This window comes from Pseudoduganella sp. RAF53_2 (genome assembly GCF_052113985.1).
In the GTDB taxonomy this organism is placed as follows: domain Bacteria; phylum Pseudomonadota; class Gammaproteobacteria; order Burkholderiales; family Burkholderiaceae_D; genus Rugamonas.
Map to the genome: position 1 here is coordinate 1 of NZ_JBFRDW010000131.1, position 10,902 is coordinate 10,902.

Below are 10,902 nucleotides of genomic sequence, written 5' to 3' on the forward strand. Positions count from 1 at the left end.
GCCCTTGGATGACTGGCTGCGGATCACACTGCGCGTCTGATTTCCAGGCAGTGATTCGGGCACGGTCTGCGTTGCGTTGTACACGCTACCGGTAACCAGCGGGCGGTCAGGATCGCCTTCGAGGAAGCTGACAATCACCTCCTGGCCAACACGCGGCAGGAAGAACGTGCCCCAGCCCTGTCCTGCCCAGCCTTGCGCCACGCGCACCCAGCATGAGGAATTCTCATCGCTCTTTCCTAGCCGGTCCCAATGGAACTGAACCTTGATGCGACCATAGCTATCGGTCCAGATCTCCTCGCCGGACTTGCCGACAACTGTGGCGGTCTGCGTGCCGAGGATGCGGGACTTCGGCGTCTGCCGCACCGGACGGAATGGCACGGTCAGCGGGAAGGCAAAAAAGCTGTTGCTGTAGCTGTCGTGGCTCACGCTGTACGCCACGTGACGCAGCACATGATCGGCATTCAGGTCGGCGCGTGTATGGCCGATCAGCATGAAACGATAGCCGGCGGTGAAGGCGCGGCAAGTGCTGTCGCCGCGGATCGCCTTGGCATTATGGTTCAGTGCCTGCATGCGCAAGGTCGCCAGGGCCTGCCCCGCGCCATTGTCCTCGTAGCCACCGGGGTATTCGTAGACGCGGCCACCGGATGAGCCGCCTGCTGTCGCCGCCAACGGAGCGGCGGGCGTGGTGAAATTGAAGTCCCCGCTGGCGTAGCGTGCAGGGACTGCGTTCTGTTCGGCGTCGCAGCGGAAAATGAGATCCATCTGATCGCGGCTGTAGCCTGTCCCCATGTAGGCCGCCTGGGTCAGGCCGGGACAAGCGGCATATTCCTGCCCGCCATCCACCAGCACCAGGGTATGGCCGGTGGCTGTGTGTTCGAAATAATAGAAGATGCCTTCTTCTTCCATCAGCCGCGATATGAAGGCAAAGGTGCTTTCGTTGTATTGCACACAGTATTCGCGCGGCGAATAGCTTGCAGTCAGGCTGTTGCGGAAGTCCGTGTAGCCAAACTCGCCGAACAGGCCAGTGATGATATCCGGGACGCTTTTGTGCTGGAAGATGCGCGCATCCACCTCCAGTGACAGCCACCAGAACCACGGCCGCAGTTCGGCGCGATAAGTGGCATTGCTTGGGCCGCCGCCGGTCTGGACGAAGCGCGCAACACGGCCGCTGAAATGGCGCCACTCGCCGGTCGGCAGCGCCACGCTCGCCGTAACTGGCTGACCAACCATGGACGTGAAGTCGATCGCCACGTCGCTTGACTGCATCTCCAGATGGTAAATGAACAATTCGCCCAAGGTCTCTTCACCGTGCAACTGCACCAGCTGCAGCTTATCGAGCGACGGCGAGGCGCTCAGCTTCAGCGCAAGTCCGGCGCGAGTCATGACCAACCTCCGGGCTTGGCTGTGGGCTGGCCCCATTCAGGTAAGGCGAAACTGGCACGATAGTGCGCTTCCGGCTTTTGACGGCCAATCCATGCCGTGCGATTCAGGGCGCCGAAGCCAAGCCGTGAAATCTGTTCGATCTCGCCCTCTTCCGGTGCCAGCAGCAGGGTGACGTGCACGTCCAGATCCTCCCGCAGGTAGAAGCGCGTCAGGAACGTCAGGGCTTCGTGTGCGGGACCGCCTGGCAGGAGGCAGCGGTACGATACGATGCCCATTGGCCCCAGTTGCAGCGAGATCGCGCCATCAGGCTCCCAGGCGCGCTTACCCAGCACGGTTTCCTGGCCCAATGCGCGGTTACGCCCATGCCCGCCAATCGCAGTCTGAAAGCGGGGTTCAATCTCCAGCCATCGGCCATGATGCTGGCTGCCGCGCACCGGCACACCCAGCGCATTGGACAGCATCGCCTCCAGCCCCGCCATAGAGCGCGTCTGATTCGCCAGAATACCGGCGTAGCRCAACAAGGCGCCGCTGTAGACCGAAGCGCCCTGTCGCGAGCCCGTGCGGCGCATACGGCCCAGCACCGCGCCTTCATTAAAGCCAATCAGCTGGTACAGCATGCGCTCCAGTGGCGCAGAGCCTGTGCGGTACAGTGCCAGGCGGCGTTTCTTGCGCGCCCGGTAGAAATAGGAAACCAGCCGATGATTGAAGATGTCGAGGAAGTTGCGCGCATCGTCATCCGGGCCGTAAGCCGGCTTTCCCGCCATTCCGCCATCGCGGCGTGCGCGGCGTTGCACGACTGCTGTGTAAGGCGCCGGTAACGGCCCATCGCTACCCGCCAGGCACATGAAGGCGACTTCCAGCATGACCCGCTCGTGCTGATCCGGGCCGGAGGCGCAGACGATGTCTGCTACCGGGAAGGTGTAGCCGATGCGTCCCCGGAAGGAGACGGCTTCGTTCAGGGCTTCGCTGCCGGTGCCCACTCCGGCGGCATCCGGGCGCGCCTGTTCCAGCAGCCGCACCGCCTGGAAGAAATCGAATGCGTCCGGCCGATCGAGAACTTGCCGGGCCAGTGCCGCTACGGCGCGGGCGTCTCGGGGAGCCATTCTTTGATCCTTTCTTCGCCCGACATCACCGTGACGCTGGCAAACGAGTTCACATTGCAATACAGCTGGAAGAAACGCTGCAGCACGGCCGCCAGCATCAGCGGGGTGCCATCGCTGTAAGAGCCCGAGGAGAATTCCAGCACAAGTTCATAGCCGCGCCGGAAGCCCGGAACCGGTCCGCCGCGCACCGGGCGCACCACGCGGCGACAAGCGAACCGCTTCAAGGCGCGGGCCTGGCGTGCGCCGCCAACGCTGCCAGCGCTATTGGCCAGTTCCAGCAGGCGGCGCATCATGGCGATGCCCGCGCCGTCTTTGCTGTCCGAGAGCTGGTCCAGCGTGACGTGATTCAGATTAAGCAGCGACAAGAGGCGCCAAAGCTGGCTGCCGTCCAGCGGCGGCATCACTTGACGCGTTGGCTGATACAGGCAGCGCGCCGGCAGCACGCCTGCCGCGGCGGCGGCCTTGAAGGTGGCCTGGTCCGGCGGGTCGGGCCGTATTTCCTCTGCCAGACGCCGATTTGTGCAGAGCGTGCTGGCGGAAATAAGTGGCACACGATGCGGCGCCACATTTCCTTCCAGCTCCATGAAGGACAACACCACATCTGTGCCGCCTGCCCGCGTGCCAGTGCCGGGAACCCGGCGCGCAAGCCATTGCGCGCCGGACTTGCCTTCCAGCACCTGGCCGAAATCGAAGTAGGGCTCCAGCCGCATGCCCGCCACGCCGTCCGCATAGCTGGCCTCCACCTTCAGCACCGTGTGGATTTCCGTACTGGCTTCGTTGCGGGCATCGGGCACCAGGCGGTATTCCATCTGGCGCTGATCAAGCCGCAGTGTTTCCGTCGTGCGCGGGAATAGATTGATGGCAGGCGTGCAGCCAAGCAGAAACTGGTCCCGATGCAGAGGCAGTCCGCTCGGCGGCCGTTTAGTCAACAGCAGAAGCAGGTCGACGCGCTGCGTGCCTGCGCTCAGGCCACGCAAGCCCTGCGATAGCCCACAGGCATCAAAGAACAGATATTTGCGCGGGTAGGCGAAGTATTCCTGAAGCTGCCGGTAGGCCGGATGGGCATGGCCCGCTACCGGCAGCACCGCATCGTCCGAGCCAAAACCCACTTCGCGCCAGGCCGGGTTGCCACCGAGATGTTCATTGGTGCTGCGTTCCGCCGGCACCAGCATGATGCGCCTCACATTGCAGAGCAGCAGATCGTACAGGGCGCCCGCATTGTGCCAGCTGTCGTGCAGGTGGAAGCGCAACTGGTCAGGCGCGATGCCGTCTTCGCCCGATCCAAAGGACACCTTATCCCCGCAGGCCAGGCTGATACGCAGCACGCCCGCGACCTCAGGCTCCATTTCAAGGCCGGGATGTGCGCCCGCTTCTTCATAGCCAACCCGTTCGACCGTCAGCGGCCAAAGCGTCAGCGGATAACAGGTACGGAACTGGCACACCACTTCCGGTGCGTCCGGCGCGCGCTGGGATGGATGGGCAGCGGCATACAGGGGCGTATGCAATGGAACGGTGCGGCCGGCGCTGTCCTTGCCTTTGCTCGCATCGGCGGTCATGCGCACGATGGTCATTGCGGGCAATGGCGCCATGCTGTTCGGCAGCATGACTTCCAGCAGCGCGGTGGCCATTTCAGGCGATTCATTATCGAGCTCGCGCCGTATGCGCCCGCTCAGGAAAGCAAAGGACTCGATCAGGCGCTCGACGTGCGGATCGGGCGACTCCAACTCACCCAGTTCCAGACGGCGGGCCGTTTCCGGATGCTGGCGCGCGAACTCGCGGCCCGCATTGCGCAGGTAATCCAGCTCTCGCTGGTAATATCCATACAGCTCGTCGCTGCCACTGCTCATGCAGTCTCCTTCACCGATACGCGGAAATTAACGGGTTCCAGCCGTCCCGGCGCGGCAATACGACCGGTAATCGACACTTCCAGCGCATGCCGRGTGTTGGGTGCCGGCTCCACATCGACCTGCACATCGCGCAGGCGTGGCTCGAATGCCGTCACGGTGTCCAGCACCAGCGCCGACAACTGGCGGCGATGCTCGACATCAGCCGTATGCAGCGCCGAATAGTCTGGCAAGCCATAATCGAGCACGCTGCGTCTGCGTGTGGCCAGTTGGGCCAGCGAAGCGGCGCAGCGCGTGTTCAACAAGCGCTCCAGTTCAGCACCGATGGAATGCTCCAGCGCCGACAGCGACAGCTCGAGGCCATCGCGCCGGGCCGGATGCCAGGCGAGGAAGGACGCAGCGCCCTCCCCGTCCTCGTCGCCGAAGCGGTCGAACAGGGGCGCACGAACGCCCCGCAGCAGCTTGAGGTCTGCCAAGGCTTATGCCGCCGTGTTGGTCTTCATGTCCCACTTGCCGCCGGACGTACCCTCCTTGCTGGAGTCCGGTTTCTGGGCCGTGTAGTCCCACTGGACGGCAGTGAAGTTCAGCGTCAGCGTTTCGGCAGGCTTGTCGCCGCCCGATGACGCCACACTGATGCTGGACACCAGCACGTCCTTCAGCTTATACACCATCAGCGGCATTACCAGACCCGCCTCGTTGCGGCCGATGGTGACGATGCAATCGCCAATCTTGCGGCCTTCGCAGCAAGCCTGATTCAGCACCGGCGATGCCTTGTCCATGTACTTGGRCACGGTGAAGTCCTGCACGCTCGGTTTGCCTGAGGTACGTTCCTTGTTACTCACGTCGCTGGTCATCTGCATGGCCACCGCATGGCTATACGACAGGCACTCAATCTTGTCGACGAAGTCCTTCAGCTGGCATTCGCCCTGAATCCCTGGCATGTCGAGAATAATGACGTCCACTTAGTTCTCCTTAATCGGTTATCTGTCTTAAGCCTCGGCTGCCGGAAGCTCGGCCACCATGCGGATCGATGCGGTCAATTCTTCCAGCTGGAAGTGCGGACGCAGGAAAACGGTGGCCTTGTACACGCCTGGCTTGGCCGGATCTTCGGTCACGTCGATCCGCGCTTCACGCAGCGGATACTGGGCCTTCAGCGCTTGCGAGGCGTTGTCGTTCACCAGTACGTAATCGGCGATCCAGTTGTTGAGGAAGGTTTCGACATTGGCACGCGAAGTAAAGCTGCCGACCTTGTCGCGCATGATGACCTTGATGTAGTGGGCAAAGCGCGAGGCCGCCAGGATGCACGGCAGCTGTGCCGACAGGCGGGCATTGGCATTCGCCAGCGCCTTGCTGTACTGGTTCGGCTTGTTGGCCGTCTGGCCGCCAAAGAAGGCCGCATAATTCTCGTTCTTCTTGTGCACCACCGCGATGAAGCCCAGGTCATTCAGTTCTTTCTCGCGCCGGTCGGTGATGGTGACTTCGGTCGGGCACTTCATGACCTGGTCGCCTTCGCCGGTATTGAAGGTATGCACCGGCAGACTTTCCACCATGCCGCCGCCTTCCACGCCGCGAATCGCAGCGGACCAGCCGTATCTGGCGAAGGCCGCCGTGCAGCGCTGGGCCAGCAGATAAGCCGAGCTGCCCCACAGATAAGCCTTGTGGCGCGCATCCGGATCTTCATTCGGCGGCGGCACGGGATTGCCGTCCTCGTCCACCTTGTAGTCGAAGTCGGCAAACTCTTCGAAGTTGAAAGTGCGCGCCGGAATGGTTTTCTCGCCATATGGCAGGCGCACCAGATAGTGCGGCAGCGTCAGCGCCACATAGCGGGCATCTTCGCTGGAACGGAAGGCGCGCCATTCGGCTGCATCAGCCGCTTCGAAGGTCTTGGACWGGTCACGCGGCGCGCCCAGGTCCGTGAAGGAACGCAGGTCGAACAGGCTAGGCGAAGCCGCCAGCAGAATCGGCGCATGGGCCATGGACGCTACACGCGCCAGCTCACGCACCAGGGTCATATCGGCCGGGCTGCGGCCGATCTCGTAATCCGCCACCATCATGCTGTACGGGTTACCGCCAAACGTGCCGTATTCCTCTTCATAGATTTTCTTGAAGAGATGGCTCTGATCCACGTCCACCGCGCGCGTCAGATCGTCGCCAATTTCGGTCTTGGTGGCATTCAGCAGGCGCAGTTTCAGGCGCGGCCCCGTTTCGGTGCCTTTCACCAGGCCATGCAGCCCGCGCCAGGAACGTTCCAGCTTCTGGAAGTCTTCGCTGTGCATCAACTGGCCCAGACGCTGGCCAATCTGACGGTCGATTTCGGCGATGGCGTCACCCATTGCTTTCAACAGGCCTTTCTTTTCATCGGCGCGGATCTTGCCTTCGGCAGTGCGCATGGCAAATTGCTGGAGCATGCCGCGCGCCTGGTCGTACAGCTTGTCGTCGCCGCCGGCGGTTTCAGGTTCGGCCAGAACCATGGCGTTGTCCGTGATAATTTTATCGAGCACCTTTTGCCACTGTGCTTTGGCGCCCTGGTCGATTGTCGCTACACTCATGTTCATCTCCTTGCGCGCTTAGGCTTGCGGCTGGTCGCCGGTATCGGGTTTCGGTGCCGGAGCAGGCGCCGGTGCCGGCGCATCGCCCATCTTCACACCCCAGGTGGCAAAGGTCGGATCGGATTTCACCTGGTCGGACAGCGCCTTGTACAGCCGGTCGTTGCCATCGATCTTGGCCATCAGGTCGCGCAATTCCTTGCGCTGCTTGAACAGGTCATCCAGGCCGGTCACATGCTCGACCAGATAATCCGGCTCGAAGTGATCCAGTTTCTTGAACGCGATATTGCCGGACAGGCCGTCGATGCCCTTGATGTCCATATTCGGCGAGATGGTTTCCATCACCTTGTCGAAATTATCGCGGTCGATTTCGATAAAGCGGCGCTTGGCCAATGGTTCCTCGGTCACGCCCAGATCGGCCAGGATGCCCACAACCATCGGCAATTCACGCTTGACGCTGGCGCCACCGGTTTCCACTTCATAGCTGATCTGAACCCGCGGCGGGCGGTTACGTTCCAACCACTTCTGACTGCTTTCGGTAGACATTGCTAACTCCCCTCTTGTGCAACGGTTGACAGGAGCACCGGTTCAGGCGCCGGCGCCGGCACTTTCACTACTAGCTGCTTAACGCTTGGCGCCGGGCGGAGGCCGGGCGCCGCGCCGCACCACATCGTCCCAGGTGCGGAACAGCGCCAACGGCAGGCCCGCCTGCGGCGCATGTTCGGGATCGGGCCGGTAGTGGCCCGAACTATTACTCCACCAGCGCAGCGCACCGCTTTCGAAATACGCTTCGCCGGCATACATCACCGGCTCCCCGCGCGACAGCACGGCGTGCCGCAGTCGCTGATGCATCCGGGTTTCGCCTTCCTGCGTGCGCACAAAGATGTAGCGCGCATTCGGCACATACAGGCCGCGGCCACCAGCGCCGCGCATGCTGTAGTTCCCGTTCCAGGACTGCAGCGTGTAAATGTCCTCCTTCCGCAAGTCCGGCATCGCCAGCGGACGCAGATTCGGATAAAGCCGCTGCTGCAGCGGATGATTCGGCTGCGGGCGGGCCGATGGCGGCAACTTAATGGCCACGCGTCCCCAGCAAGCGGTAAATCTGTTTCAGATCGCTCTCGCTATCCAGCAGCTCCTGCAATAGCTCGGCCAGCGGCATGCTGCCCCAGGCCACGGCGCGCTTGACCAGATAGGGCACTGGGCTGTGCGGCTCGGTACGCAAGAGATAGTCCGCGATTTCATCCAGTCGCCGGTAAGCTTCTTCTCGGCTGTGCGGCTGCGGGCCGGGTTCCATCACCCGCGGCGCCGGCAATTCCTGTACGCTTCCCATGTCATCCTCCTGTTCCACCTCTTCCGGCCAGGGCACACCGGCCAGCTCCTGCAAAGCCTGGAAGCATTCATCCAGCCGCAGTTCGATCCCGTTGAGGGCCACCGCCTGGTCGCCCAGGCAGCTGTCGAGTACGATCCCCAGCCGATCCAGTGCCACGGCCGCGCCATGCAACTGGATTTGCAGATCCTTGTAGAAATGTGCGGGCGTCATCGCCACCGCCGTACTGAAATGCTGGCGCGTGAGTGTGACGTCGTCTGTTCCGGCCTGACCATTGCGGCCTTTCTGCTGCGCCGGCGGCGCTGCGGACAGCTCGTTGCGCAATACCTGTCCCCATTCGGCCAAGGTGAACAAGCGTCCCGCCGGCGACGCCCCGGCGGCGATCTGGACCGATCCCAACGCAAGCGCGGCATGCTTGTTCAGCCAGATAAATGGCGCCAGCCGGTATTCGGGATCGCCGTGTTCCATGCGTGGATACAGGCCGTCCCAGAATTCTTCCAGCAGGCTGGTAATCAGCTGAAGCCCTTCGATCAGGCCCGGCAAACCATTACGCCGCAGCCATGCTTCGGTGAGCCAGGCAGCAATTTGCAAATCTTTGCTACGATGGCTTAGCGCGTCCGTGCAAAGCTGTTCGACCAAAGCCCAGTCGGCGCGTTTCAAAGGCTGTTCCCAGATCCCTTGCGGCAGGCTGCTGTCGTCTTCACGCCGCGCTTCTGAGATGCGTTGATAGATGCTGTCGTGGCGCAGCCAGTCGCCGCACGGACTGGCTGCCGAAATCGGCTTCAGAAGATTGGCGTGCTGCTCGCGCGGGGCCTGGGTAGGTGTCTGCATCATGGCCTCGCCATCAGGATGTTCTGCTCATCGCCTGGCGCCGCAATCGGGAAACGCGGGAAGACCAGTGCTTCTTTTTTCTGCGACGGCATGACGGTCATACTCAGGAAGACACGCGCCCGTTCGTCGTTTGGCATGGCGGCTTTGGCGGCGGCGCTGGTGGGCGCAGTCGGAATGTCGAAGCGCAGCGTCTCGAATTTGGCGGGGCCCATGCGCGGTACGCGCTGGCGCGCCAGCATGCGCAGCAGCGACCACGGTTCGCTGTAGCGGTAGATTACGTCGCGCCCTGTCACGCTCATGTAGCGGTCGCTGCCATCGCTGAAGGGCAAGGACGTCACATTATCGGCCCAGCGCAAGGTCAGCACCACCTGCATACCCGGCCGCCACGGCAGCATCTGCACGGCGGACTTGCTGCTGCTGGTCCAGCTGATGCGTTCATCGCCGCTTTGCAGCGTCCAGGCGACGATATGGTTGCCGCCGATCTCGCCCCCCAGCGCGTTGTTGCCATCCGATTCGCCATTACTGCCGACACGGAAGCGCACGGCCAGATCGTAGCCCGTGCCGTCGCTGCCGTCCGCTGTGGGCAGCAGCGGCGCAAGGAAGGCGCGGGCCGCACCGCTGGCGGCGATGAAGTCACGTTCACTGCCCGGACGTAGGCGTGGCAGGTCGAAACCTGCCTGGTCGTACAGCCGCAGATAAGACAGAACATCGTCCAGTTCCGCGGAATCCGCTGCACCCGCTGCGTCGGCAAACGGGAACCTCCCCGCCAGCGAGCGGCGGAACTGCGCGCGCAAGTCCATATAGCCTTTACCGGTTTCCTCGCCCGCCAGTTCGCGGCAACGCACGGCCAGCGCAGTGGCCAGCGCGCGGCGGCGTTCCGTGAAAAAGTCGCTGGCGCCGAATGCCACCGTCACCGGCACCGCAGCCGGGATTGCGTTCACTGCGCATTTTTTCCCGTCGGTGGCCGCCAGATCGCCACGGATGTAGGCGTGCAGCTGGGCCATGCGGGCATTGGGCTGCTTTTCCTGATAACGCGCCAGTTCGGCCGTGATATCGGTCCAACGCTTGGCTGAAGGACTACGCAAGCCGCCTTCGCCTGCTTCCACCAGCTTCAGGAGCGGCTGCGCGTGGCGCACCGCCGCTTCGATGCGGGCTTGTTGCGCAGCGAGATATTCCTCCAGCCCAGCGGGATCGCCGCCCGCAAAGCCTTGCGCGGCAGGATTCGGCGTTCCCTGCCACCATCCGAAGTTGCCATCGCGCGGGCGATACAGCCCGTTTTGCGTCAGGTCGCGCTCCAGCCAGCGCAAACCGTTGCTGGCCTGAGCAGCCACCATTTCATTCACGGACGCATACTGCTGCTCGATATCCAGATTATGCAAAGTGTCCAGCAATGAAGTCAGCTGTTTCTGAACCTGGCCAAGCCGCTCATAGACTTCGGCCTCATTGGGCGATTGCATTTGCGCCTTCGTCACCGCCACGGCCAGATTGTCGGCGACACGCTGGCTGGTGTAGCGCTTGAGCTCGGCCTGGAATTGGACGGGGAAGGTGCGCAGCTCCTTGTCCAGATAAGCGCGCGCTTCATCGGCCAGCACCAGATCGCCATTCAGCGTTTTAACGTCCCACAGCGGACCGGCGATCGACGGCGGAATGGGCGCCACAGGCGAAACGGGCGCCATGAAAGGCTGGCGTGCCAGCCGGTCCAAACCGGACTTCAGATTCGCCAGCTCCGGCGTAAACTCAAGATTGCCCTCGGCGCCTTTCTGCAGGATGGCATTTCCCTGGCCGCCTTCCGCGCTCAGCATGGCCAGTTCCAGGGAGTCAGCGCGGTCATCGCGCTCCTTCTTCGCCCACTGCACCAGCTCCTGGCC

At 62.7% G+C, this 10,902-nt stretch carries 10 protein-coding genes; all 10 read right to left on the reverse strand.

All coding sequences use genetic code 11. The annotated features are described in order from the left end of the window. On the reverse strand, positions 1-1,383 hold a 1,383-nt coding region (gene tssI, locus AB4Z11_RS10235), incomplete at its 3' end, for a type VI secretion system tip protein TssI/VgrG (RefSeq protein ID WP_442025045.1). Beyond that, positions 1,380-2,486: a type VI secretion system baseplate subunit TssG gene (gene tssG / locus AB4Z11_RS10240; RefSeq protein ID WP_442025047.1), complete on the reverse strand. Its 1,107-nt coding sequence runs from the start codon at positions 2,484-2,486 to the stop codon at positions 1,380-1,382. The genes tssG and tssI, both read right to left, overlap by 4 nt. After that, entirely contained in the window at positions 2,459-4,333 is a 1,875-nt protein-coding gene (tssF, locus tag AB4Z11_RS10245; RefSeq protein ID WP_442025049.1) for a type VI secretion system baseplate subunit TssF, read from the reverse strand. The genes tssG and tssF overlap by 28 nt, the downstream gene beginning before the upstream one ends. Beyond that, positions 4,330-4,806 (reverse strand): type VI secretion system baseplate subunit TssE, encoded by a 477-nt coding sequence (tssE, locus tag AB4Z11_RS10250; RefSeq protein WP_442025051.1) that lies wholly within the window; start codon positions 4,804-4,806, stop codon positions 4,330-4,332. Before tssE ends, tssF begins: the two co-directional genes overlap by 4 nt. A 3-nt stretch (positions 4,807-4,809) precedes the next feature. Then, positions 4,810-5,292 (reverse strand): Hcp family type VI secretion system effector, encoded by a 483-nt coding sequence (locus AB4Z11_RS10255; protein WP_442025053.1) that lies wholly within the window; start codon positions 5,290-5,292, stop codon positions 4,810-4,812. A 27-nt stretch (positions 5,293-5,319) separates the two neighbouring features. Continuing rightward, the gene (gene tssC, locus AB4Z11_RS10260) at positions 5,320-6,879 is read right to left on the reverse strand and encodes a type VI secretion system contractile sheath large subunit (RefSeq protein WP_442025055.1); all 1,560 of its coding nucleotides are present in this window, start codon (positions 6,877-6,879) and stop codon (positions 5,320-5,322) included. 18 nt (positions 6,880-6,897) lie between these two features. After that, a complete protein-coding gene (tssB, locus tag AB4Z11_RS10265) occupies positions 6,898-7,422 on the reverse strand; it encodes a type VI secretion system contractile sheath small subunit (protein WP_442025057.1) in 525 nt (174 codons plus the stop codon). Positions 7,423-7,500: 78 nt separating this feature from the next. Next, entirely contained in the window at positions 7,501-7,956 is a 456-nt protein-coding gene (locus tag AB4Z11_RS10270; protein WP_442025059.1) for a hypothetical protein, read from the reverse strand. Continuing rightward, positions 7,946-9,037: a type VI secretion system protein TssA gene (tssA, locus tag AB4Z11_RS10275; RefSeq protein ID WP_442025061.1), complete on the reverse strand. Its 1,092-nt coding sequence runs from the start codon at positions 9,035-9,037 to the stop codon at positions 7,946-7,948. Before tssA ends, AB4Z11_RS10270 begins: the two co-directional genes overlap by 11 nt. After that, positions 9,034-10,902 (reverse strand): hypothetical protein (locus AB4Z11_RS10280; RefSeq protein WP_442025063.1); only part of this gene is annotated, 1,869 nt, incomplete at its 5' end. The genes AB4Z11_RS10280 and tssA, both read right to left, overlap by 4 nt.

Coding starts and splice junctions, on each gene's coding strand:
- tssF (WP_442025049.1), bottom strand. CDS start 4,333: ATGAGCAGTGGCAGCGACGAGCTGTATGGATATTACCAGCGAGAGCTG.
- tssB (WP_442025057.1), bottom strand. CDS start 7,422: ATGTCTACCGAAAGCAGTCAGAAGTGGTTGGAACGTAACCGCCCGCCG.
- tssA (WP_442025061.1), bottom strand. CDS start 9,037: ATGATGCAGACACCTACCCAGGCCCCGCGCGAGCAGCACGCCAATCTT.